Consider the following 23,398-nt stretch of genomic DNA (forward strand, 5'->3'; position numbering starts at 1 on the left):
CCAGTTTCTTCGTTGTGTGCACAGCTTATCAGACCTAGATATTTTAGATGACGGACGGATTGCATATCAGGGGCATTGGTGCCCACATTCCCGATGGGAAAACCACGTCGCAGCAGCTTGATCAGCGATTGGGTCTGGCTTGTGGCGAGGTTGAGCGTCAGACCGGCGTACCCGTTCGCCATTATTGTGTGGGCGATGAAGATCAGATCTCGATGGCGACCAAGGCGGCCCATGCGGCGCTGGACGCGGCAGGTCTTCGGCCAACCGACATCGATCTTGTGATCAGCGCATGTGCGGTGCCCTATCAGCCCATTCCGTCAACGGCGCCGGCGGTGCAACGGGCGTTAGGTATTCCCGACGGACAGGCCACGGCATTCGATATCAACAGCACCTGCCTGAGTTTTTTAAACGCACTGGAATGCTGCGACGGGTTGTTGGCCGCGGGGCGGTATCAGCGTGCGCTGATCGTCTGTTCCGAGGTCGCTTCGCGTGCTTTGCCTTGGCAGACACGGCCCGATATCGCGGGCCTTTTCGGCGATGGCGCTGCGGCGGTTGTGGTTGAACGCGGGCAAGGGCAGGGGATCATCGCGACCGGGTTCGAAACGCATCCGTCCGGTTACGATATCTGCGGGATTGGGGCCGGGGGCACGCGGTTCGATTTCCGCGATCAGGCCGAAGATTTTGCGGCCAACACCCTGTTTCAGATGGACGGGAAAGAGCTGTTTCGCCTGTCCAGCAAGCATTTCGCCCGTTTTGTCGACGATCTGTTGGCCCGTGCTGGATGGACCAAGGATCAGGTCGATCTGGTCGTGCCGCACCAGGCCAGCCCGCTGGCCCTGGCCCATATGATCCGCGCCTGCGGCTTTCAGACCGATCAGGTCATCGATATCACGCGGGTCTATGGCAACCAGATCGCGGCATCCCTGCCGATCAGCCTGAACCATGCCGTGGACCATGGCCGCCTGTCGCGCGGCCAACGGCTGTTGATGCTGGGTACATCGGCGGGTGTGTCCTTTGGCGGCATCGCGATGGTTTATTGAATGACCGTTCTGGTCACAGGCGCTACGGGGTTTCTGGGCGGCGCGGTCGCCTGTAGGCTGCATGACCTGGGTCAGCCCGTTTTGGCAACCGGGCGCAACATGGACGCGTTGGCGGGGTTGCAGAGCATGGGGCTGGAAACCATGGCGGCCGATCTGGCCCATTCGCTTGATCCGAACCCGAATATCGAAGCGATCGTCCATTCGGCGGCTTTATCGTCGCCTTGGGGCCATCCGCGTGCTTTTGAAAGCGCCAATGTCACCGTCACCGCCAATCTGATCGATTTCGCCCGGCGCAGCGGCGTTGGGCGTTTCGTCCATATCTCAAGCGCTAGCGTTTATTTCCGGTTTCAGGATCAGGACCAACTGCCCGAAACCACCGTTCTGCCACCCCCCGTTAACCTCTACGCCAAGACAAAAGCGCAGTCCGAGCAATTGGTTCTAGCCGCGCCCGACATCGGCCCGATCATCTTGCGCCCACGCGGCATATATGGTGTGGGCGATACGGCCCTGCTGCCGCGTTTGTCGCAGGTGGCGAAGAAATCTCGTCTGCCAAGGTTCCCCGGTGGCATGGGCGCGACCGATATCACCCATGTGGATGACGTTGTTGCTGCCACTCTGGCCGCGCTTGATGCCCCTGGGTCAACCCACGGCGAAATCTTCAACATCAGCGGCGGCCAATGCATCGGGATGGACCAGATCATCTGTGCCATCGCCCGTCATCACAACATTCCCGTCCGCTGGCGCACCGTGCCCTTTGGCCTGGCGCTGTCGGCCGTTCGCATGATCGAAACGGCGGCATCGGTTCTGCCCGGTCGACCCGAACCGCCCGTGACCGCTTACAGTCTGGCCCTGATGCGTTATCGTCAGACCATGGATATCACCAAGGCCAAAACCCATTTGAACTGGCAGCCTCAGGTGTCCTTCCCCGAAGGGTTCCGCCGCACGTTTGGCGCCGATCTGCCACAATGATCCCGGTTTTCGCAAATAGCGCCCATGTTTTCACCCGCGAACGTCTGGTGCTGCGCGGTGGGCGGTTGACCAAGGTTGCATTAAGGGTGCGCTTTGGTCTGATCCGTCATCCGAAACACGGACCCGTCCTGATTGACGCAGGGTACGGTCCCCGCGTCACCCAAGGGGCCGGGCGCAGTGCGGCGCTGAAACTCTACGCGGCTTTGCTGAAACCCCGGCTGGACCCGCTGCAAAGCCCGCTGGCCGTTCTGGCGCACTACGGATTTGATCCGGCAGACGTCCAGACGATCATCGTCACCCATCTGCACGCCGACCATGTCACCTATCTGCGCGATTTCCCCAACGCCCGCTTCATCATCGCGCCCGAGGCGGTGCGGTTTATGGCTAACCACAGCCATCTGGGCAACGTGCACCATGGTATCTTCACCGAACTGCTGCCCGACGATTTTGCGGACCGCTTGATTGATCCGCTTGGCCTGCCCCAAGTCGAGGCGCCGTTTGGTCTTGGTCAAGGCGCGGACCTGTTTGGTGACGGCTCAATCTTGACAATCCCGCTGCCGGGGCACGCGCCGGGGCATCTGGGGGTCTGTTTTCCGCACCTCGACCCGCCACTGCTATACGCCACCGACGCGCAATGGATGATGCAGGCGATAACGCAGGACCGCGTTCCGGGCTTTCCGGCGACCCCGCTGGTCTTTCACGACCGGGCCGCGTCACAGGCCAGCATCACCCGCATCCGCGCCTTCATTGATCAAGGGGGCGAGGTCCTGCTGTGCCATGATCCCGCCCCATCGCGCTATGATTTCACGGATCAGACCGATGGGTGACAGCAAACTGGCCCTGCGTCACGCCATCATGGCCTACGCCCAAACGCGCTGGACCGCGCGGTCTTGCCGGTCGCGCCCGGCGCTTGAGCGTTTGCAACAGCATAGATTGGACCACTGGCTGAACAACAGCCTGCCCAAAGTGCCCTATTATCACGATGCGCTCGCAGATCTGGCCGACCTGCCGATCATCGACAAGGCTGTCCTGATGCAGAATTTCGATCAGTTCAACACCGCGGGCATCGATGCGGAAACGGGTTGGGCGGCCTTCGCAGGCGATAAGCATGTCGGCGACCACATCGTCGGCGCCAGCACGGGGACCAGCGGCAACCGCGGGCTTTTCGTGATCTCGCAGGCCGAACGATTTCGCTGGCTGGGCACCATTCTGGCCAAGGCGCTGCCCGGCTTCTGGCGCCAGGTGCATCGCATCGCGATCATGCTGCCGCTGAACACGCCGCTTTATGCCTCGGCCAATCGGCTGCCGACGTTGCAGCTTCGGTTCTATGATCTGACTCAGCCGATGGATCAGTGGGTCGATGATCTGACGGGCTTAGACCCCACCGTTATCATCGCGCCGCCCAAGGTTTTGCGGTGGATGGTTGATCAGAAAGTTCAGCTGAACCCGCGCAGGGTCTTCTCGGGCGCGGAAAAGCTGGATGATTTCGACCGCGATATCATTAACCAATACTTCAGCCTGAAAATGGGCCAGATCTATATGGCGACCGAGGGGTTGTTTGCCGTCACCTGCGAACACGGCGCGCTGCATCTGAACGAAGATACGATGTTTTTCGAATTGCCGCAGGTGGGGGATGATCCGGACTTGCGAGAAATGATCATCACCGATTTCAGCCGCCACGTGCAGATCATGGCGCGTTATCGGATGAACGATCTGGTCCGCCTGTCGCCCGACCCGTGCCCCTGCGGCGCGCCAACCCATGTTCTGGCCGAGGTCGTGGGGCGTGCCGATGACTGCTTTCATCTGCCGGGGCGCGATGGCCAGGTCATGCTAACCCCCGATATCCTGCGCAATACCGTCATCGACACCGACCGCAGCATCGACGATTTCCGCGTGTTGCAAACCGGGCCGCAGAGTATTCAGGTGCATCTGCCACCCGCGACCCCTGCCGATGTTTGTGCTGCAGTTCAGTCGGCGATGACTGCTTTGATGGCCAAAAAGCAGGTGAATGCCGCCGTCACCGTCGAACCGCACACCCTGCAAACCAGCGGCGACCGGAAACTGCGCCGCGTTGAAAATCAGCATAAGCCCAATGGCTGAGACAATGCTGATCACCGGCGCCCGCGCGCCCGCGGGTTTGCATCTGGCGCGGCTGATGCACGGGGCAGGGCATCGGGTGATCATGGCGGACAGTTTGCGCCAGACCATTTCGTCGGTCTCAACAGCCTGCGATGCCTACGAAGTCCTGCCGCGCCCCATCGATGGGCTGTCGGCCTACGCCGAGGCCGTGAAACAGGTCATCACCCGTCACAACATCACGCAGGTCATCCCGACCTGTGAAGAGGTCTTTTATCTGGCGCAAATCTGGTCCGACGCCATGCCAGCCCAACTTTTCGCGCCTGATATCAGTCTTTTGGCGCGCGCGCATAACAAATACGACTTCACGCAACTGGCGCAGGAATTGGGGCTGCCGGTGCCACAGACCTATCTTCTGACCGACCCGGCTGATCTGGAAAAACACCGTGCGCAGTCCCGCGATCTGGTCTTCAAACCGGTCTGGTCCCGCTTCGCGACCAATGTCCTGATCCGCCCGGACCCACGCAAACTGACATTCAAACCGACGCTGACAACTCCATGGGTGGCACAGGAGTTCATCAAGGGGACCGAGCTTTGCGCCTATGCCTTCGCCACCCGTGGCCAGCTGAACGGGCTGTCGATCTATGCCCCCCGATACCGCGCGGGCAAGGGTGCTGCGGTTTATTTTGACCCGGTGATCGACCCGGGCATCACCGATTTCATCACGACATTCGCGGCAGGGATCGATTGGACGGGGCAGCTGTCTTTCGATTTCATCCGGACGGCCCAAGGCAAAATATACGCACTGGAATGCAACCCGCGCGCGGTCAGCGGCATCCATTTCTTCCATAATGCGCGGGCGTTTTCCACGGCGTTTTCTGGTCATGGGTTTGCCGACCCGGATATCAAAACACCCCTGACCGTGCCCGCCGCCATGTGGATTTACGCCTTTCCCAAAGCTGTTGCTGGTCTGCAGTTTGGTCAGTTTTTCCAGGATATCCGCTGCGCCCGGCATGCCTTGCAATGGGACGGCGATCCTGGGCCGCAAAAACAACAGCTGCGCTCCGTTGCTGAAATTGCGCGTATCGCGCTGGCCCGGCGGATCAGCCTGCAGGCCGCGTCGACCTTTGACATCGAATGGAACGGGCCGGATCAAAGCTCGATGTAGTGGGTGCGCGGCGACTTGGAAGCCTGCGGCAGGTCACCGTTCAGAATGCGTTCGATATCGGCGCGCAGAAAATCCAGGGGCCCCACGACCGGTGCTGCAACCGGATCGCGCGCGGCATTTGCAGCGGAACGGGCCAAAATGCGTTGATCCTGCCCCAAGGCCACCCGAAACAGCGGCTTGAAAAACAACGCCTTCAGATGCCCCAGGCCGCCGTCCCGCGGCCCCACAAGCCATCCGATCCCATCGACCGTCTGCGGCGTCGATTGGCGCAGATGAAAACTCGTGACCAGGTTTATGCCCTTCGGCCCCCAATATTCCAACTCGGCAATACCGGGGGCGCGAAACCGCCCGACGGTCTTGGTGCGCCCGCCTTCCAACAAGGTGCTGACCAGCCCCTGCTGCTTATCTTCGCCGGTATAGACAGCCTCAACCATGCCGGGGCCGCCCGATACTTCAACCTTTACCCGGTATCGTTTGGCGCTGAGGCCTCGTAAAATGCCCTTGTGCGTGAAATGGGTGTGCGTTGCATCCAGAATATTTTCCGCGACATCCAGCAATGTTGACTGCGCGCGGCTTTCGACGCGTTTGACGACAATATCCTGCCCGACCATGGCGTGGATATAGGGCGGCTGATCGGGGGCTTTGGCTGCGATAAAGATCACCTGATCCTGTTCCAGAACGGCAAAGGATTTCACGCGGATGTTCGGCAAATCATCCAGATGCCCCGGCATCGCCACGCATTTACCGCCACCCTGAAACCGCCAACCGTGATAGGGGCACTCAATCGCACCTTGCATAACGCGTCCCTTTGATAGTTCGGCAAAACGGTGGGGGCAGCGATCAAACAGCGCCTGAAAATCGCGCCCGTCGTGAAACAGCACAACCGGCATATTTTCAAACCAAATCTGTCGCGGGCGTCGCAGAACATCTTTGGCCAAAGCCACAGGACGCCAATCAGATATCGTCATAATTCGAAACGCTTCATAATCGGGACACCAATGCGATCAAGCAATGCCTTCACACTACGCGTTGCCAGTCGTTTGCGCCAGTGCAGATGGGCCACGTAAACCGCCGACACCTCAATCGTCGGGACCGAGCCGCGTTTGCGCTTGAACTCCGCCGCGCCCGCGCTGAAATTCAAAACCTTGTTTTCGTCAATCGCGTGTTTCTGGGCCAGGGCGCTTAACATGCGATAAAGACCCAGTTTCTTGGGCAGGCCGGTGTCGTAGCCGATGATCGGAACGGTCAGTGTATCGGCATTTTCGAACAACCCCAGAATGCCATCAATCCGGCCGTTGGGGGTTTGCAGACCAAACAAGCGGATCAGACCGTTTGCCTGCAGTGACTTTAGATATAGCGGGGTGTAGTCGGGGTTCAGCGGCGTGTATTTCTGCAGATAAAGCTGCCCATACAACTCCGCCGCCCGGTCAAAGTCATCATCGGCAAAGCAGGCACCCTCAACCACCCTATAATCCGTTCGACTCAGCAGTGTCTGATCCCGTTTGAAATCGGCCTTTGACATATCTGCATGCCGTGGGTCAAAAACATAGACCTGCCGGGCGGGCAGCATTAGAAACCCTGCTTTTTCAAAGGCTTCGATCTTTTCGGGATCGCGCAGGTCATTCAATGATCTAAGAACAATCGCCCGATCCGGAAAGCGCGCGACCAGATCATCGCGCATCTGTTCTATATCTGTTTGGGTCAGGTCGGGAACGGGATTGGTCGAAAACAGCCAGTTATTCGGCTGCACCTGATGATCCAGACCAGTCGCCCGGATCAGTGGCCGGTTGGCCCTGATGATGCCAGTCAGCGCTGTCTTGATAACGGGGTGGCTGTCGAAATGTCGTGTTTCTTCAATACCATAGTCGATATAGGCCACGCTTGGGCAGCAGATATAGCAGTTCGGCGCATCGGATCCGTTGCTTGTGCTCAGCGGCATATCCTGGCCGCCAACTCGCAGAGCTTCGATATCCGTCTTCAGGTTTTGAATTAGCGCAGAGGTGGGGTGTCCACGATATATCAGCGCAAATCGGTCAACGCGGTGCTGACTGTCGTTGTCCTGCATCAACGCGGGCGCGGTTCATTCATCAGACGGACTGTCTGCATCTTTTTGCGCCTTTGCCTCCTTTTTCAGCGCGCGCGATGGCGGGCAGACCTCTTGCAGAAAACTGGCGAGCGTTCCGGCAAGCGTTGCCCGTTCCATGCCATACCTCACAAACTGCCCTTCGCGTTTTCGCCAGACCAGCCCCGCACCTTCCAGAATAGAAAGATGTTTCGAAACAGCGGGTTGTGACATGTCAAAGCGTTTCGAAATCTCGCCCGCGCTCAGCGGTTTTTCCGACAGATACGCCAGTATACGCCGTCGGGTCGTCGATCCTAGGGCCTCAAACACCTTATCCGGACTTGACATCAAATAACCTTTTAACTTATTTGTTAATTATCTTGTTTGTTATGAGGTTATGCATATCCGGAATAAAACACAATGTTATAAAGCTGATTGGGGTCAAGCCGGGTATCACTGACAATCTCTTATCAACCAGGCGTCACCCCGCGCCTAAGCGGCGAAAGCGGGCGGTGACCTGCAGCAAGCACCTCATGACAAAAGGACAAATCCCACCATAAATCCCCATTGACCAAACCCCGTTTCCGCCGCATATCCAGCGGATGACCGAGTTATCAAAAATCCGTAATTTTTCCATCGTGGCCCATATCGACCACGGCAAATCCACGTTGGCCGACCGGCTGATTCAGGAAACCGGTACCGTACAGGACCGGGATATGAAGGAACAGCTGCTGGATGCGATGGACATTGAACGGGAACGCGGGATCACGATCAAGGCGAACACCGTTCGCATTGACTACACCGCTGATGACGGCGAGGACTATGTTTTGAACCTGATCGACACGCCGGGTCATGTCGATTTCGCCTATGAGGTCAGCCGGTCCATGCGCGCTGTCGAAGGCTCACTTCTGGTCGTGGACAGCACCCAAGGGGTCGAGGCGCAGACGCTGGCCAATGTCTATCAGGCCATCGATGCTGATCACGAACTTGTCCCGGTTTTCAACAAAATCGACCTGCCCGCCAGTGACATCGACCGAGTGGCCGAACAGGTTGAAGATGTGATTGGCATCGATGCCTCGGGCGCGATCCCGGTCAGCGCCAAGACGGGACAGGGGATTCATGAGGTGCTTGAGGCCATTGTCAAAACTCTGCCTGCACCCAAAGGTACCCGCGATGCACCGCTCAAGGCTATGCTGGTCGATAGTTGGTACGACGCCTATCTGGGTGTCATCGTTCTGGTTCGGATCATCGACGGCGTCCTGAAAAAGGGCGACCGGATCAAGATGATGTCGAACGGCAGTATCCATCCCGTCGACCGCATTGGCGTTTTTCGCCCACAGATGCAGGCTATTGACGAACTGGGACCTGGCGAAATCGGCTTTCTGACCGCTTCGATCAAACAGGTCCGCGATACCCGCGTGGGCGATACCATCACGACTGAAAAGAAAGGGGCTGATACGCCGCTGCCAGGCTTCAAGCCTTCGCAACCTGTGGTTTTCTGCGGGCTGTTCCCGGTCGATAACGCTGAATTCGAAGACCTGCGTGACGCTATCGAAAAGCTGGCCTTGAATGACGCTAGCTTCAGCTTCGAGATGGAAACTTCGGCAGCCCTTGGTTTCGGTTTCCGCTGTGGGTTTTTGGGTCTGTTGCACCTTGAGGTCATCCGCGACCGTATTGAACGAGAATATGATATTGAACTGATCACGACTGCACCCAGTGTGATCTATCACGTCTATATGCGCGACGGGTCGATGATCGAATTGCACAACCCCGCGGACATGCCCGATTTGACCCATGTCGATCATCTGGAAGAGCCGCGGATCAAGGCCACCATTCTGGTACCTGACGATTATTTGGGCGATGTGCTGAAGCTGTGTCAGGATCGCCGCGGTATCCAGCTGGACCTGACCTATGCCGGTAGCCGCGCGATGGTCGTTTATGACCTGCCGCTGAACGAGGTCGTCTTTGATTTTTACGACCGGCTGAAGTCGGTAACAAAAGGCTACGCCAGCTTTGACTATCAGATGACGGGCTATCGTCAGGATCATCTGGTCAAGATGCAGATCCTTGTGAACGATGAACCCGTCGATGCCTTGTCGACCATGGTCCACCGTGACCGCGCCGAACAGCGTGGCCGCGCGATGTGTGAAAAGCTAAAGGATCTGATCCCGCGCCATATGTTCAAGATCCCGATTCAGGCGGCCATCGGGGGGCGCATCATCGCCCGCGAAACCCTGGCCGCGCTGCGTAAGGACGTGACGGCCAAATGTTACGGCGGCGACGCCACACGGAAGCGCAAACTGCTGGACAAGCAAAAAGCCGGTAAGAAAAAGATGCGCCAGTTCGGCAAGGTCGACATCCCGCAAGAGGCGTTTATCTCGGCGCTGAAGATGGACGGCTAAATATTCCTGCGGCATTGGCAAGAACCAAATGCTTGCCTTAACTTTACCCGCTCGACCCAGAGTGAACCGCTGGGCCGACCTGATTTATTGCAACCGTGACTTACGCCGACATCTTTGTTTTGTCGCTGGACTCTTCGGTTTTTGTTGCCCGCGCAGACAGGCTGAAACTGCCGATTGCCTTTAGCAATGCATCGGATTGCGCGTTCAGGGCCTGGCTTGCTGCGGTTGTTTCTTCGAACATGGCAACGTTGTTTTGCGTCACGGCGTCCAGTTCGTTGACCGATGTGTTGATATCGGACAGCGCTGACGATTGTTCTTTCGCAGATTGCGCAATCTCGGACACGCGCTGGGACACTGTCAGGACATTATCGACGATCTTGTTCAGCGCATTGCCGGTGTCACCCACCAGTTCGACGCCCATCGACACATGCTGACTGCTTTCCGAGATCAACTGGTTGACCTGTTTTGCGGCCTCGGATGATCGCTGCGCCAGGGCGCGAACCTCGGATGCGACAACGGCAAAACCGCGGCCTTCTTCACCCGCACGGGCTGCCTCAACCCCGGCGTTCAGGGCCAGCAGGTTGGTCTGGAAGGCGATATCATCGATAACATCCACGATTTTCGAGATTTTCTGAGATGAACTGGAAATCTGATCCATCGCAACAACAGCCTGTTCAACCACCTGTCCGCTGGTTTCGGCGTTCTGCTTGGCCTGCGTGGCGATAAGGTTGGCCTGATCCGCACTGTCGGCGGCCGATCTGACGCTGGACGTCAGCTGGTCCAAAGCCGAGGCTGTCTGTTCAAGGGTTGAGGCCTGTTTTTCAGTCCGAACCGACAGATCTTCGGCGGCTTTGCTGATTTCGCTGGCTTCACTCTGCACAGTATGCGCGTTTTCAAAGACCTGGACCAGAACGCTTTCCAGATGCTGCGCGGCATCGTTAAAGTTCTGGCGCAGCTCTTCATACTCATCGGTAAACGCCTGTTCGATACGTGCCTGCACGTCGCCTTCGGACAATGCCTGCAGACCAAAGCGCAGGGCGTTGACCACTGTCGTCTGTGCGCCCACCATCGCTTCACGTTCCTGATCGGCACGTTCAAGATCCACGCGGGCCTGAGTAATGTCCGACCCGATAAACAGGAACAGACGCGGCTTGCCATCGCTGTCCAGAACGGGGCTGAAGCTGCCCTCGATCCACGCGATGTCGCCGTTGGTCCGGGCCATCTTAAAGCTGCCCTTGACGGTCAAACCCTTGGAAAGCTGGGAAATCAGATCACCATTAGCGACGGCATGCGCGACTTTTTGATCCATGAACTGATCAATATGCTGATCAATCAACTCATCTGACGATCCGGCAAGGACGGCGACCAGATTTTCATTGGCCTGCATAATGACACCATCGGGTGCGACCTGGGCGGTCAGAAGATCACTATTAATCGTATCCAGCAGGGCGCGGCGCATTTTTTCTTCTGTGATATCTTCCAACTGGATCACGCTGCCTGAATAGTTGCCAGCGTCATCTGTGATGGCGTTTATAGACAGAATAATGCGCCGTTTGCCGACCTTTAGTTCGCCTTGCCACGGCAACTGACCGGGATTTTCAAGCAAATCCTCGGTCACAGCGCAGCTTGGGTGCAAGGCTGGCAAAGGTTGATCCACCAGCGCATCGGGTGCAAATTCCGGGTTTTCAACCAAGAAGACATCCTGGTTTTTTGTCAGCAGCTTGACACAGGCATCATTCGCATAGCTGATCCGCTTATCCAAGCCCACGATCATCATGGCTGCCTCGGATCCAGCCAGGGCTGCGCTGCGTTCCAGGTTTTGCTGTTGCAACGCCTCGGACGCGACCAATGCCTGGCGGAATTGTTCCAGCGAATTCGCAATACCGCCGATTTCATCTTTCTGACCTGTATAGGGTACATTTGTGTCCAGCGCACCGCCCGAGACATTCTTCATCGAGGCCGTGATCTTTTGCAGGGGGCGGCTGATGGCGCGGGACGCAAAGATCGCGACGGTCAGACAAAATGCCATCAAAACAGCGACCTGAGCGGCCAGGTTCAGGAAGAAATCATAGACCGGGGCATAGACATCTGCCAGCGCCTTTTCCGCAACCAGCGTCCATTCGGCGCCCAGAACATCAATTGTGGTCACGGCCGATATGGCAGTATCACCGCCCGACCCGATCCCCTGTGCCGCACCAGTTTCGCTTTCTTTCGCCAGGCGAAGGGCCTCTGTATCCAGTCCGTCACGAAGGATTGCACCGTTTTCCAGATGTGCAACGGGCGTTCGAAACGTTCCATCACCGCCCAGTAGATAAAAGCGTGTAGTTTCGGTGCGGTTGTTTTCTGAATTTACGACTTTTTCCAACTGATTGATCGGCATCTGAAAGACCAGCACACCGATCATCGTACCGCGTTCGTTGATCAACGCTTTTCCCACAAATCCGGCAGGTTGATCGGCTGACGGCCCATAGGGTGCAAAATCAGTGAAATTGGAATGAAGCTGGTCGTCCTTGTTATCAACAGCCGCCTGAAAGGCCTGCGCCAGACCGCTGTCTTTCCAAGGACCTGTCAGGATGTTGGTCGAAAAATCGTTTTCCTTATATACGGTATACACAACGTTTCCGCGCGTATCGATCAGGAAGACGTCATAATAGCCCTCGGATTCCAGCAGGTTGCGAAAATAGCTGTGATACTGACTGTGAACCCCGGAATAGGATGACCCGTCTTTGGGATCATCCACCATATGACGTTCACCAACAGGCATGGGACTGTTGGCAACATAGACATCCTGCAACGCCTGCGCGCCCATATCGGTTTCGGCACGGCGATACGCAAAGTTAAAGGCCTGCATCGCGCGGTGGACCGTGTTGATCTTGGACTGTCGGACAAGACTTTTTGAGATATTTTCCGCCCAGTACGAAATTTCGCCCCCGCGTAGTTCAGCCGCTTTGAGCAGATTATACTCCATCTGTGCCTTGGCCGAGTTGCGCATCTCGTTCAGAACCAGCCAGCCGGTCACGCCGACCGCTACGAACAGCAGTGCGACCATCAGCATCGGTAACTTGAAGGTAAGCGGCAGGTTTCTAATAAAGCTCATATGCATTTGTCCCAGTTCAACGGTTGCAGTACACGCCGGGTCCGGTCATCAATAGAAAAACAGCGCGATATCACCCGTGGTTGTATGGGGACTGAGTCGTTAAAAACCGGTTATAATCGGCATTTTAACGAAATCAGGGCCGCCAGTCCGGGCACAACGGGATAATTTTCGAAAGGGGGATGTGGTGGAAAAACAGTCTGAAAACAGATGCTTCGATGGTATTCAGGGGGTCTATTCCCATCAATCGGACACGTGTCAGTGCCCCATGACCTTCGGGCTTTTCCTGCCAGAAGAGGCACGTGATTATGCTGTGCCGGTGCTGTGGTATCTGTCGGGTCTGACCTGCACCCACGCCAATGCGATGGAAAAATCCGGCGCGCAGCAGTGGGCTGCCGAACATGGCATTGCTGTGGTTTTCCCCGATACCTCGCCCCGTGGGGATGGGGTGGCCGATGATGCGGCCTATGATTTGGGTCAGGGGGCGGGGTTCTATGTCAACGCCACTCAAGACCCCTGGGCGCCGCATTTTAGGATGTGGGATTACATCTGTGATGAGCTGCCCGCGTTGCTGACAGACCATTTCGCCATTGATCCCGACAGGCAGGCCATCACCGGTCATTCCATGGGCGGGCACGGTGCGCTGACCATCGGGATGACCCATGCGGACCGGTTCAAAAGTATCTCAGCCTTCGCGCCCATCGCGCATCCCACCATGTCGGATTGGGGTATCAAGCAGCTTGGCGCCTATCTGGGTGACGATCAGGCCGCCTGGGCCCGTCACGACGCGACACTTCTGATGCGCGACCATGGCTTTGACGGCCCCATCCTGATCGATCAGGGCGACAGCGATCAGTTCCTTGACCTGCTCAAGCCCGAGGCGCTGGCCCACGCCATCGCCGAACGCCGACAACCGGCGGTGCTGCGGATGCAAAAGGGCTATGATCACAGCTACTATTTCGTGTCGAGTTTCATGGAAGATCACATAGCTTTCCATGCACAGGCGCTTTACGCGTGATCTATGTCGACGCCGATGCCTGCCCGGTCAAACCCGAGGCTGAACGCGTGGCCACACGCCACAAACTGACGCTGTATATCGTCAGCAACGGTGGGCTGCGGCCGTCGGCCAATCCGCTGGTGGAAATGGTTGTTGTCCCCGATGGCCCCGATGTGGCCGATCAGTGGATTGCCGAACGCGCGGGGCCGGGGGATGTAGTGATCACCGGTGATATCCCCCTGGCTGCGAAATGCATCAATGCCGGCGCCCGCGTCGTGCGTCATAATGGCGAAATCTTCACACCTGCCAACATCGGTCAGCAACTGGCCATGCGTGATCTGATGACGGATATCCGTGCAGCCGATCCCTTTCGCCAGGGCAGCGGCAAGGGGTTTACAAAGGCGGACCGGTCCCGCTTTCTGGATGCATTGGAACGAGAGGTGCAGCGGGCAAAAAGGGACGTGGCATGACAGTTGAGGCGGTGATTTTCGACATTGGCAACGTGCTGATCGAATGGCAGCCCGAGCGGTTTTATGACGGCCGGATCGGTCAGGCGCGCCGCAAACAGATGTTTGAGGCCATCGATCTGCATGACATGAACGATCAGGTCGACCGCGGCGCGCCGTTTCGCGACACGATCTATGCGACGGCCGATCACTACCCCGAATGGGGCGATGAAATCCGCATGTGGTACGATCATTGGATCGAAATGGCGACACCCCGGATTGACCATTCTGTGCGATTGCTGCGGGCGCTGCGGGCCAGGGGGGTGCCGGTCTTTGCGCTGACAAATTTCGGGATCGAAAGCTTTGCCTATGCCGAAACGCAATACCCCCTGCTGATTGAATTCGACCGACGCTATATCTCGGGGCATATGAAGACGGTGAAGCCGGAACCGCAGATTTACCAGATGGTTGAGCAGGATTGTGGCCTGTCACCGGACCGCCTGCTGTTCACGGATGACCGGCTTGAGAATATCCAAATGGCCGAGGCGCGCGGCTGGCAGGTGCATCATTTTCAGGGGTCCCAAGGCTGGGCCGATCGGCTGCAGCAGGCTGGTTTGTTAACTGAAAGCGAGGCTGCGTGATGGTTCAGATTATCCCGGCCCAGGCCGAGGCGCATCTCGACTGGCTTGAGCTGACCGATGCCCTGGCCGCGGGTCACGACCTGCCCAAGGCTCAGATTGGCGACACGTTCCTTTATCGCGACCCCGACACCATGCTGTCCCGTGCCGCCTGGATCGACGGATTGGGCGCGGCGGTTAAGACAGCCACCGCTTTTCCCGGCAACCCGGGCCGCGGCGCGCCGCTGGTCAACGGGGCGGTCAGCATTTTTTCCGATACAGATGGCACATTGGAATGCCTGGTGGATTTTCATCTGGTGACCAAATGGAAAACCGCCGGTGACAGCCTGCTGGCCGCGCGCAGATTGGCGCGGCCTGACAGTCAGGTGATCCTGATCGTGGGCGCCGGTACGGTGGGGCACAGTCTGCGACAGGCTTACGGTGCCGCTTTCCCCAACGCCCGGTTTCTGGTCTGGAACCGGACTGCCGCAGCGGCCGACCGCTTTGCCAGCCAGTATGAAAACACCAAAGCCGCGCCCGATATGGAACAGGCCGTGCGCCAGGCTGATATCGTGACCTCGGCCACGATGACGACCGAACCGCTGATCCGCGGGGATTGGTTGCAACCGGGCCAGCACATCGACCTGATCGGCGCCTACCGCAGTGACATGCGCGAGGCCGACGACACCGCCCTGAACCGCGCGCGCATTTTCGTCGACAGTTTTGACACGACGCTTGATCATATAGGCGAGCTGAAAATCCCACTCGCCTCAGGCGCCATCACGCGCGATGATGTCTTGGCCGATTATTACGATCTTGGTGCGTTTCAGCGGCAGTCCGACGATCAGATCACCCTGTTCAAAAACGGCGGCGGCGCACATCTGGATTTGATGACCAGCCGGTATATTCAGCGGGTTTGGGCTGAGCATTGAATGGAAGTCTTTGCCCGGTGAGCACCACCGGGCAGCGCCCGACCCGCCCCCCAGGGCGGGCGCTTTCAGCACCCACCCTCGGGCCGGTCGCTGCCCTATGTCTCTATTTTCAGGCTATCAATTCTTTAACAACACCCACCAAGTCCCGATAATCATGCAGCAGCGCTTCGGGTTGCAACGCTTTAACACCATCCCCGTCCGGCCCGAAAGTCACCAGAACCGAGGGTACGCCGGCTGCGCGCGCTGTTTCGCGGTCTGTCACCGTGTCGCCGATCAGACAGGATTGCGCTACAACACCGCCCGCGCGCTCAACCGCGGCAACATAGGGTGCTGGGTCCGGTTTGCGTACGGGCAATGTGTCGGCCCCGATCATCGACCCGAAGGCATCGCGCACGCCCAGACGGCGTAGCAATTCCTCGGCCAGGCCTTCGGGCTTGTTCGTGCAAATCCCCACTGCATACCCATCGGTCTTCAACGCCTCAACCGCGTCCATCGCGCCAGGATACAGCACCGTATGCACGTCGATATTTTCGCCATAGCTTTGCAACAACCGCGGATATTGGCGGTCGATCTCATCCACACCAAAGCCCTCGACGCGCGAAAACCCCAATGTCAGCATGGCACGCCCGCCGCGAAAGGCGGTCGATGCATCTGCCACCGGGTCCAGCACATCGCCCAGGCCAAGCCCGCGAAAACAGCTGTTCGCGGCCTCAATCAGATCGCGAGACGTATCGGCCAGTGTGCCGTCCAGATCGAAAATAACTGTGCGCATGGGACCCCGTCTGTCATGCTTGGTAAACAACTGTGATGGCGCACCCCCTTGCGGGCGGCCCCCGAACCGATAGAACGGCGATGAGCAGAAGGAAAGAGGCCAATATGCCCACAGCCCTGATTATTCTGGCCGCCGGTCAAGGGACCCGGATGAATTCGGACCTGCCCAAGGTGTTGCACCAGATCGCCGGTGCGCCGCTGTTGGTGCACGCGATGAAGTCGGGCGCGTCGCTGGCGCCGGACCGCACGGTCGTTGTTGCGGGCCATGGCGCCGATCAGGTGAAAGCCGCGGCGCTGGATTGGGACGACAGGGTGCAAGTCGCCTTGCAGACCGAACAACTGGGCACGGGCCACGCCGTGCTGCAGGCGCGGCAGGCGCTGTCAGGGTTCCAAGGCGATGTCATCGTGCTATACGGCGACACCCCCTTTATCGCGCCGGAAACCCTGGAAAAGATGATCGCCGCGCGGCAGCACCATGCGGTTGTCGTGCTGGGCTTTCAGGCTGCCGATCCGGGGCGCTACGGGCGGTTGGTGATGACCGGCGACGTGCTGGAAAAGATCGTTGAATATAAGGACGCAAGTGAAGCTGAGCGTGCCATCACCCTTTGCAATTCCGGCGTCGTTGCTGCGGATGCGCAGACGTTGTTTGACCTGCTGGATGCCGTGTCAAACGACAATGCGGCGGGGGAATACTATCTGACCGATGTGCCCGGCATCGCCCGTGCACGCGGGCTGACGGCAACGGTGGTGACTTGTGATGAGGCCGAGACATTGGGCATCGACACCCGTGCAGCCCTGGCGCAGGCCGAGGGTATCTTTCAAACTCGCGCCCGCACAGAAGCCCTGGACAACGGCGTCACGTTGCAGGCGCCCGACACCGTGATCTTTGCCCATGACACAGTCATCGGCCGCGATACGGTGATTGAGCCTAATGTCGTCTTTGGCCCCGGTGTGACCGTTGAAAGCGGCGCGCGGGTCCGCGCGTTTTCACATCTTGAGGGCTGCCATATCTCGCGTGGGGCCATCGTCGGCCCCTATGCCCGCCTGCGCCCAGGTGCGGAACTGGCAGAAGACGTACGCATCGGGAATTTTGTCGAGGTCAAGAATGCAACGCTGGCCACGGGTGCCAAGGTCAACCACCTGTCCTATATCGGCGATGCGACCATCGGGGCGGGCACCAACGTGGGCGCGGGCACGATCACCTGCAACTACGACGGCGTGATGAAGCATCACACGACCATCGGTGAACGCGCCTTTATCGGGTCGAACACCATGCTGGTCGCCCCGGTCGAGATCGGGGATGAGGCGATGACCGCCAGCGGTTCGGTCATCACCGAAGACGTGCCCGCCGGTGATCTGGCCGTGGCGCGCGAAAAACAAACCAACAAAACGGGGCTGGCGCGGCGGTTGATGGAAAAACTGCGCGTGATCAAGGCGAAGGGGCTGAACTGATGTGTGGTATCGTTGGCGTTCTGGGCACGCATGAGGTCGCGCCCATTATTCTTGAGGCGCTGAAGCGGCTGGAATACCGCGGCTATGACAGCGCAGGTATTGCCACGGTAAACAGCGGCACGCTGGACCGCCGGCGTGCCTTGGGCAAGCTGATCAACCTGTCGGACCTGCTGGTCCATGACCCCCTGCCGGGGAAATCGGGCATCGGCCACACCCGTTGGGCCACGCATGGTGCGCCCTCGGTCGGGAATGCGCATCCGCACAAGGCGGGGCCGGTGGCCGTGGTGCACAACGGTATCATCGAAAACTTCCGCGAACTTCGGGCCGAATTGGCGGATCACGGCATCGGTTTTGAGACCGAGACCGACACCGAAACCGTCGCCCTGCTGACCCATCATTATATGACCACCGGCCTTTCCCCGCAGGACGCCGCACTGAAAACCATCGACCGGCTGCACGGCGCCTTTGCGCTGTGTTTCCTGTTTGATGGCCATGACGATCTGATGGTGGCCTCGCGCAAGGGGTCGCCCCTGGCGATCGGACATGGAGAGGGCGAGATGTTCGTGGGCTCAGACGCGCTGGCCCTGTCGCCCATGACCGATCGGATCACCTATCTTGAGGAAGGCGACAGCGCCGTTCTGACCCGCACCTCGGTTCAGATCCGCGATGCCAATGGTGCCCTGGCCAATCGGCCCGTGAAAACCATCCAGATCGACACAGCCCAGATCGAAAAGGGCGGACATAAACACTTTATGGCCAAGGAAATCGCCGAACAGCCTGCGGTCATCGGCGACGCGCTGGCCCATCACATCCAGAATGGCCAGATTGCACTGCCCGAGGTTGACTTTACCGGCATCGACAGGCTGGTCATGGTCGCCTGCGGCACGGCGTTTTATGCCTGTCTGACTGCGAAATACTGGTTCGAACAGCTGGCGGGCATCCCGGTTGAGGTCGATATCGCGTCCGAATTCCGCTATCGCGAACCGCCCATCCCCGCAGGCACCGTGGCGCTGTTTGTCAGCCAGTCGGGCGAAACTGCTGACACCTTGGCCGCCTTGCGCTATTGCGAAGGGCGCGCCGACCGTATCCTGTCGGTGATCAACGTGCCTGAAAGTTCCATCGCGCGCGAAAGCGACGTGGCGCTGCCGATCCATGCGGGCACGGAAATCGGCGTCGCTTCGACCAAGGCGTTCACCTGCCAGCTGACGGTGCTGGTCCTGCTGGCCCTGAAAGCCGCACAGGATAAGGGCCGGATCGACGATGCGACGCTGCAGCGCCACCTGTCTGACCTGCGCAACCTGCCGGGGCTGATGAACCAGGCGCTGACCCGCAATGGCGATATCGACGCCGTCGCCCGCCAACTGGCCGAGGCGACGGATATCCTGTTTCTGGGCCGTGGCCCGATGTACCCTATGGCCCTGGAAGGCGCGCTGAAGTTAAAGGAAATCAGTTATATCCACGCCGAGGGCTATGCCTCGGGCGAATTGAAACACGGGCCCATCGCGTTGGTCGATGAAAAGACCCCCATCGTCGTGATGGCCCCGCGCGACGCGCTGTTTGAGAAGACCGTGTCAAACATGCAAGAGGTCATGGCGCGCGGCGGTAAAGTGCTGCTGATCACCGACGCCAAGGGCGCCGAACAGGCGGGCGACGGCATGTGGCAAACGCTGATCATGCCCGAGGTTCCCGGCCTGCTGGCCCCGATCCTTTATGCGATCCCCGCGCAACTGCTGGCCTATCATACCGCCGTGGCCAAGGGTACGGATGTTGACCAACCGCGTAATCTGGCGAAATCTGTGACGGTGGAATAGTCGCTTTATTTGACAACGGATTGATCAGATGACCGAAAACACAGCGCGTTGGTTGATACTGGGCGTTCTTGCTTCTCTTGGACTGATTTTTATAGGGGTAGGGGGTGTTTTCCTTTATAAACAGTACCTGTTCATGTCTGGTGCCCAAAAAGTCGAGGCCGTCGTCATTCATTTGGATATTAACAATAGTGGCGACAATCCAACGTATCGCCCCACTGTGCGTTATGTTGATAATGCAGGCGATACCCGCGAAGCGGCATCGCAACTGTTTTCGAACTTTTACGACTACGAAATCGGCGAAACAATTGAAGTTTTCCACAACCATGACCGCGATGACCATATTCGCATTGACGGTTGGTTTTCGATCTGGGGGTTCGGATCGATTTTCTTTGGTGTTGGTCTTTTATCTCTGATGGTTGGCGGCATTGTGTTTGTTGTGATGACCATAGCTATGAAAAGAAGAAATCAGTACGATGGCGAAACAGTTCTCTGAAATCGAAGCGCCGCATCAGCGCTTTATCGAGGACCAACACCTGTTCTTTGTGGGCACCGCTGCGGCCGGGGGGCGCGTGAATGTGTCGCCCAAAGGTATGGACAGCCTGCGCGTTTTGGGACCGAACCGCATTGCCTGGCTGAACCTGACCGGCAGCGGGAATGAAACCGCGGGGCATCTGCTGGACACGCCGCGTATGACGCTGATGTGGTGTTCCTTTACGACGCGCCCGATGATCCTGCGGGTCTATGGCACGGCCCGCACCCTGCATCCGCGCGATGCCGACTGGGGCGGGCTTTACGATCATTTTCCGCCCTCGTTCGCGGCCCGGCAAATCTATGACCTGTCGGTCGATCTGGTTCAGACATCCTGTGGCTACTCGATCCCGTTTTTCGACTATACCGGCCCGCGCGATACGCTGGAAAAATGGGCCGAAGATCGAGGCCCCGAGGCGATCCGCACCTATTGGGCCGACCGCAACACAACGACGATCGACGGCATGCCCACCGATATTCTGCCACCCGACGGTCTGATTGACTGATGCAGCTTGACGATGCTCTTGCCCAGATGCGCGCCAGGGCCGTGGCGGGCAAGGCCGACGATATGGCCGCCTATCACAAGGCACAGCGCGATTATCTGGGCGTATCGAACCCCGATATAGACACATTGACCAAAGCATGGCGCAAGGATCTTTCCCTGGATCAACGCTTGAATCTGGCCGCCGCACTCTGGCAGACCAACATTCACGAGGCCCGCATCGCTGCCGCCAAACTGCTGACCCAGGCGCGGATCAGGCCCGATGATACCGCCGCCTGGGACCTGATCAAAAGCTGGGTGCCGGATTTTGACGCCTGGGCCATCGCCGATCACGCCAGCATCGCAGGTCAGAAACGGCTGGTCTGGGAACCTGAGCGCGCGGATCAGCTTGAACCCTGGACGCGGTCCGACCACATGTGGACCCGCCGCGCAGTGCTGGTGATGACATTGCCCTGGACCAAACAAAATCACCCCAAACCCGACGATCTGGCCATCCGTCAAAGGGTGCTGGACTGGGCCGCGGGCTATGTCACCGACCCCGAATGGTTCATCCAGAAAGCCGTCGCCTGGTGGCTGCGCGAACTCTCCAAACACGACGCCACCGCGGTGCAAGGGTTTTTGGAGGAACACGGATCGCAGATGAAACCCTTCGCCCGCCGCGAGGCGGGGAAATATCTCTAACTCAGCCGATCAAATCGAAGCGTCCCGCTGCTATCGCTTTCCGGCATCTCTGTTAGGCCTAGGTGCTGCAGAACCGGCGCATAGTCTTTCCTTAACCGCGCGGCCTGATCAGGTGATACAAAAGGCATCAGCACCCGCCTGACGTCCCCCATATCCTGATTTGCAAGTAAATCGGGGGGCACATGGGTGCTATAGCTGATCCGCAGGCAATCGGGGCGAAAATCCCGCAGGTATGCCGCCAGCCTGCTGGCGTGACCATCATCGTCGGTCTCAAAGACCAAAGGGGCATCTGTGAACTTCAGCCGCGATGTGTCAGCCAAGGCATTCCTTTCCGCAACCTGCTTCGCCATACGGATCAGTTCAGTCCTTTGATCTTGCGCTATAAAAACCACATCCGGCATCAACCGCAGCGCCCGCATGGGTACAAATCCGATGCCCGCGCCCAGGTCCAGCACACGCGAACACCCCTGCAGATACCCCGCGATATTGCGGGCATGGCGGCGATCAAACCGGCCCGACAAAACCGCATTCAAGGCCTCGGGCGCAAAAATACGGGGGTCGGCGGGCAGCTCAATATCGTGGTTGGGCACCCAGTCCACCGCAATGTCCGCCGACAGGTCAATCGGCCCAGCAAGATAAGCGTTCCCATCCTGCGCCGCCCATCCCGCCACATCCGGGCTGCGGCGGTCATCCTTGGGCTGATCGGCCAGCTTCTTTTCGACCCACGACATCATCTGCGCAATCTTGGCCGGATCGCGTGCCTTGGGCGGCTTGGCCTCGACCTGAGTGATCGGCACCTGACCCGCCTCAATCAAACCATCGCGAAACTCTTCGTAATCGCGCGTTTTTTTATAGTCAGCCAAAGTGGCCTCGACCCGCTCCAAAGCTGCATAATGCAGCTTGGCCAAAACCGGATCAGTCAGTAATTCGTCCATGATCTGACGGCGGCGGTCGGCGTGACGCAGAATGGCGGTATCCTCGACCTCGTTCCGGTCCTGCAGCGCCCAGTAATCGGCGTTATATTTATCTTTCTTGTTGTTCACATTGCCGCGAAATTTCCGCACCGCGTAGCTGTCGATAGACTTGATCGCATAATGGTTCATCTGCGCCCAGTCATAGCCAAGCGTTCGCCGGATCGACCGCCAGCCGCGGAACTTGAAATAATCCTCCATCGGTTGACCCGACCCGTTCAGCCATTTGACGGTATCGGGGAACCCCGTCTCAAGATGCTTGTTCTTGATGCTGGGGCGATGAATGCCTAGCTTCCAGTAGTCGGGGTCGAACTTGAACAGAGTCTTGACACCCCACCCCTTGTTCCACAGCGGCGGCGCTGCGCGCGTGTATTGTTCGGTCACAGGCGCGCGCGACCAGTCGACCAGGCCCGCCGACCCGAAAATCCGCCACGTGATCACGACGCCATTCGCGCCTAAGGCGACGGTATCATCCAACATCCCCTCAATCGTGCCTGAGGGGTGATTGATGCACAAAAACTCGTCCGCATCGAACAGCAACACCCAATCGGCAGCCTGAACCAAAGGTTCGACTTGCGCATGTTTGATCGCACTCGGCTGCGGTTTGATGCCCTTTGGGATATTGTTTTCGCGATGATACCCCAGCCCAAGTTGTTCCAGCCGCTGCAACATCTCAACGGTACCGTCGGTGCAGTCGTTGGTGTAAACCAGAATATCGGTAAACCCGACGGCCAAGTGGTGGGCAAACCATTCCAGCAAAAAAGGCGCCTCGTCCTTCATCATCGAAACGGCCATGACCGTGCCGTGTTTGCTGGTGTTTTTCAGATGTTTCAAAGCCTGTGCCGGATTTAGAACTGTGATCTGGAATTATAAGTTAGC

The 23,398-nt window shown here is 58.3% G+C and carries 21 protein-coding genes; 15 read left to right on the forward strand and 6 right to left on the reverse strand.

The window, feature by feature from the left end:
- The first annotated feature begins 47 nt into the window (after positions 1–47).
- From H7848_RS01980 to H7848_RS02000, 5 genes are read left to right on the forward strand one after another with little or no spacing between them, the layout of a single operon-like run.
- The gene (locus H7848_RS01980) at positions 48–1,040 is read left to right on the forward strand and encodes a 3-oxoacyl-[acyl-carrier-protein] synthase III C-terminal domain-containing protein (protein ID WP_208347559.1); all 993 of its coding nucleotides are present in this window, start codon (positions 48–50) and stop codon (positions 1,038–1,040) included.
- Positions 1,041–2,009: an NAD-dependent epimerase/dehydratase family protein gene (locus H7848_RS01985; protein WP_208347560.1), complete on the forward strand. Its 969-nt coding sequence runs from the start codon at positions 1,041–1,043 to the stop codon at positions 2,007–2,009. It abuts the gene before it with no gap.
- Entirely contained in the window at positions 2,006–2,836 is an 831-nt protein-coding gene (locus H7848_RS01990; RefSeq protein ID WP_208347563.1) for an MBL fold metallo-hydrolase, read from the forward strand. The genes H7848_RS01985 and H7848_RS01990 overlap by 4 nt, the downstream gene beginning before the upstream one ends.
- Positions 2,829–4,109: a F390 synthetase-related protein gene (locus tag H7848_RS01995; protein ID WP_208347564.1), complete on the forward strand. Its 1,281-nt coding sequence runs from the start codon at positions 2,829–2,831 to the stop codon at positions 4,107–4,109. The genes H7848_RS01990 and H7848_RS01995 overlap by 8 nt, the downstream gene beginning before the upstream one ends.
- The gene (locus tag H7848_RS02000; protein ID WP_208347565.1) at positions 4,102–5,253 is read left to right on the forward strand and encodes an ATP-grasp domain-containing protein; all 1,152 of its coding nucleotides are present in this window, start codon (positions 4,102–4,104) and stop codon (positions 5,251–5,253) included. The genes H7848_RS01995 and H7848_RS02000 overlap by 8 nt, the downstream gene beginning before the upstream one ends.
- Here H7848_RS02000 and H7848_RS02005 read toward each other — a convergent pair.
- From H7848_RS02005 to H7848_RS02015, 3 genes are all read right to left on the reverse strand, one after another.
- A complete protein-coding gene (locus H7848_RS02005; RefSeq protein ID WP_208347566.1) occupies positions 5,238–6,221 on the reverse strand; it encodes a Rieske 2Fe-2S domain-containing protein in 984 nt (327 codons plus the stop codon). The two genes, H7848_RS02000 and H7848_RS02005, sit on opposite strands and share 16 nt — an antisense overlap.
- The gene (locus H7848_RS02010) at positions 6,218–7,192 is read right to left on the reverse strand and encodes a GNAT family N-acetyltransferase (RefSeq protein WP_208347567.1); all 975 of its coding nucleotides are present in this window, start codon (positions 7,190–7,192) and stop codon (positions 6,218–6,220) included. Before H7848_RS02010 ends, H7848_RS02005 begins: the two co-directional genes overlap by 4 nt.
- A 141-nt stretch (positions 7,193–7,333) precedes the next feature.
- The gene (locus H7848_RS02015; RefSeq protein WP_208347568.1) at positions 7,334–7,663 is read right to left on the reverse strand and encodes a metalloregulator ArsR/SmtB family transcription factor; all 330 of its coding nucleotides are present in this window, start codon (positions 7,661–7,663) and stop codon (positions 7,334–7,336) included.
- Positions 7,664–7,917: 254 nt separating this feature from the next.
- Here H7848_RS02015 and lepA point away from each other — a divergent pair, with 254 nt between their 5' ends.
- Positions 7,918–9,717: a translation elongation factor 4 gene (lepA, locus tag H7848_RS02020; protein ID WP_208347569.1), complete on the forward strand. Its 1,800-nt coding sequence runs from the start codon at positions 7,918–7,920 to the stop codon at positions 9,715–9,717.
- Positions 9,718–9,817: 100 nt separating this feature from the next.
- On the opposite strand, the gene H7848_RS02025 is transcribed toward lepA, so the two are convergent.
- Positions 9,818–12,814 carry a methyl-accepting chemotaxis protein gene (locus H7848_RS02025; RefSeq protein ID WP_208347570.1) on the reverse strand — a complete coding sequence of 999 codons (2,997 nt, stop codon included), beginning with the start codon at positions 12,812–12,814 and terminating at the stop codon, positions 9,818–9,820.
- Between the two features lie 184 nt (positions 12,815–12,998).
- Between H7848_RS02025 and fghA the strand changes: the two genes are divergently transcribed.
- The 4 genes from fghA to H7848_RS02045 are packed head-to-tail and all read left to right on the forward strand — an operon-like array spanning position 12,999 to position 15,803.
- Positions 12,999–13,829 (forward strand): S-formylglutathione hydrolase, encoded by an 831-nt coding sequence (fghA, locus tag H7848_RS02030; RefSeq protein ID WP_208347572.1) that lies wholly within the window; start codon positions 12,999–13,001, stop codon positions 13,827–13,829.
- A complete protein-coding gene (locus H7848_RS02035; protein ID WP_208347573.1) occupies positions 13,826–14,278 on the forward strand; it encodes a YaiI/YqxD family protein in 453 nt (150 codons plus the stop codon). The genes fghA and H7848_RS02035 overlap by 4 nt, the downstream gene beginning before the upstream one ends.
- On the forward strand, positions 14,275–14,895 hold the full coding sequence (locus H7848_RS02040) for an HAD family hydrolase (protein WP_208347574.1): 621 nt from the start codon (positions 14,275–14,277) through the stop codon (positions 14,893–14,895). Before H7848_RS02035 ends, H7848_RS02040 begins: the two co-directional genes overlap by 4 nt.
- Positions 14,895–15,803, forward strand: coding sequence for an ornithine cyclodeaminase family protein (locus H7848_RS02045; RefSeq protein WP_208347575.1), 909 nt, complete (start codon positions 14,895–14,897; stop codon positions 15,801–15,803). The genes H7848_RS02040 and H7848_RS02045 overlap by 1 nt, the downstream gene beginning before the upstream one ends.
- A gap of 109 nt (positions 15,804–15,912) precedes the next feature.
- On the opposite strand, the gene H7848_RS02050 is transcribed toward H7848_RS02045, so the two are convergent.
- On the reverse strand, positions 15,913–16,575 hold the full coding sequence (locus H7848_RS02050; RefSeq protein ID WP_208347576.1) for an HAD-IA family hydrolase: 663 nt from the start codon (positions 16,573–16,575) through the stop codon (positions 15,913–15,915).
- Between the two features lie 104 nt (positions 16,576–16,679).
- On the opposite strand from H7848_RS02050, the gene glmU reads away from it, so the two are divergent.
- The 5 genes from glmU to H7848_RS02075 are packed head-to-tail and all read left to right on the forward strand — an operon-like array spanning position 16,680 to position 21,548.
- Positions 16,680–18,026: a bifunctional UDP-N-acetylglucosamine diphosphorylase/glucosamine-1-phosphate N-acetyltransferase GlmU gene (gene glmU, locus H7848_RS02055; protein WP_208347577.1), complete on the forward strand. Its 1,347-nt coding sequence runs from the start codon at positions 16,680–16,682 to the stop codon at positions 18,024–18,026.
- The gene (gene glmS, locus H7848_RS02060) at positions 18,026–19,837 is read left to right on the forward strand and encodes a glutamine--fructose-6-phosphate transaminase (isomerizing) (RefSeq protein WP_208347578.1); all 1,812 of its coding nucleotides are present in this window, start codon (positions 18,026–18,028) and stop codon (positions 19,835–19,837) included. Before glmU ends, glmS begins: the two co-directional genes overlap by 1 nt.
- 28 nt (positions 19,838–19,865) lie before the next feature.
- Entirely contained in the window at positions 19,866–20,330 is a 465-nt protein-coding gene (locus H7848_RS02065; protein WP_208347579.1) for a DUF3592 domain-containing protein, read from the forward strand.
- Positions 20,311–20,871: a pyridoxamine 5'-phosphate oxidase family protein gene (locus tag H7848_RS02070; protein ID WP_208347580.1), complete on the forward strand. Its 561-nt coding sequence runs from the start codon at positions 20,311–20,313 to the stop codon at positions 20,869–20,871. The genes H7848_RS02065 and H7848_RS02070 overlap by 20 nt, the downstream gene beginning before the upstream one ends.
- Complete coding sequence (locus H7848_RS02075; protein WP_208347582.1) at positions 20,871–21,548, forward strand: DNA alkylation repair protein; 678 nt, start codon at positions 20,871–20,873, stop codon at positions 21,546–21,548. Before H7848_RS02070 ends, H7848_RS02075 begins: the two co-directional genes overlap by 1 nt.
- Here H7848_RS02075 and H7848_RS02080 read toward each other — a convergent pair.
- Complete coding sequence (locus tag H7848_RS02080) at positions 21,545–23,353, reverse strand: glycosyltransferase family 2 protein (RefSeq protein ID WP_237072529.1); 1,809 nt, start codon at positions 23,351–23,353, stop codon at positions 21,545–21,547. The two genes, H7848_RS02075 and H7848_RS02080, sit on opposite strands and share 4 nt — an antisense overlap.
- Positions 23,354–23,398 lie beyond the last annotated feature (45 nt).

Origin of the sequence: Pseudaestuariivita rosea, from assembly GCF_017592335.1 — a bacterium.
Lineage (GTDB): Bacteria > Pseudomonadota > Alphaproteobacteria > Rhodobacterales > Rhodobacteraceae > Parasulfitobacter > Parasulfitobacter rosea.

Bases quoted from the DNA above. Each gene is read 5' to 3' on its own strand.
- H7848_RS02005 (WP_208347566.1), bottom strand. From the start codon at position 6,221: ATGACGATATCTGATTGGCGTCCTGTGGCTTTGGCCAAAGATGTTCTG.
- H7848_RS01995 (WP_208347564.1), top strand. From the start codon at position 2,829: ATGGGTGACAGCAAACTGGCCCTGCGTCACGCCATCATGGCCTACGCC.
- H7848_RS02025 (WP_208347570.1), bottom strand. From the start codon at position 12,814: ATGAGCTTTATTAGAAACCTGCCGCTTACCTTCAAGTTACCGATGCTG.
- H7848_RS02065 (WP_208347579.1), top strand. From the start codon at position 19,866: ATGACCGAAAACACAGCGCGTTGGTTGATACTGGGCGTTCTTGCTTCT.
- H7848_RS02045 (WP_208347575.1), top strand. From the start codon at position 14,895: ATGGTTCAGATTATCCCGGCCCAGGCCGAGGCGCATCTCGACTGGCTT.
- lepA (WP_208347569.1), top strand. From the start codon at position 7,918: ATGACCGAGTTATCAAAAATCCGTAATTTTTCCATCGTGGCCCATATC.
- H7848_RS02070 (WP_208347580.1), top strand. From the start codon at position 20,311: ATGGCGAAACAGTTCTCTGAAATCGAAGCGCCGCATCAGCGCTTTATC.
- glmU (WP_208347577.1), top strand. From the start codon at position 16,680: ATGCCCACAGCCCTGATTATTCTGGCCGCCGGTCAAGGGACCCGGATG.
- H7848_RS02040 (WP_208347574.1), top strand. From the start codon at position 14,275: ATGACAGTTGAGGCGGTGATTTTCGACATTGGCAACGTGCTGATCGAA.
- glmS (WP_208347578.1), top strand. From the start codon at position 18,026: ATGTGTGGTATCGTTGGCGTTCTGGGCACGCATGAGGTCGCGCCCATT.
- H7848_RS02075 (WP_208347582.1), top strand. From the start codon at position 20,871: ATGCAGCTTGACGATGCTCTTGCCCAGATGCGCGCCAGGGCCGTGGCG.
- H7848_RS01985 (WP_208347560.1), top strand. From the start codon at position 1,041: ATGACCGTTCTGGTCACAGGCGCTACGGGGTTTCTGGGCGGCGCGGTC.
- H7848_RS02000 (WP_208347565.1), top strand. From the start codon at position 4,102: ATGGCTGAGACAATGCTGATCACCGGCGCCCGCGCGCCCGCGGGTTTG.
- H7848_RS02010 (WP_208347567.1), bottom strand. From the start codon at position 7,192: ATGCCGCTGAGCACAAGCAACGGATCCGATGCGCCGAACTGCTATATC.
- H7848_RS02050 (WP_208347576.1), bottom strand. From the start codon at position 16,575: ATGCGCACAGTTATTTTCGATCTGGACGGCACACTGGCCGATACGTCT.
- H7848_RS02015 (WP_208347568.1), bottom strand. From the start codon at position 7,663: ATGTCAAGTCCGGATAAGGTGTTTGAGGCCCTAGGATCGACGACCCGA.
- H7848_RS01990 (WP_208347563.1), top strand. From the start codon at position 2,006: ATGATCCCGGTTTTCGCAAATAGCGCCCATGTTTTCACCCGCGAACGT.
- H7848_RS01980 (WP_208347559.1), top strand. From the start codon at position 48: ATGACGGACGGATTGCATATCAGGGGCATTGGTGCCCACATTCCCGAT.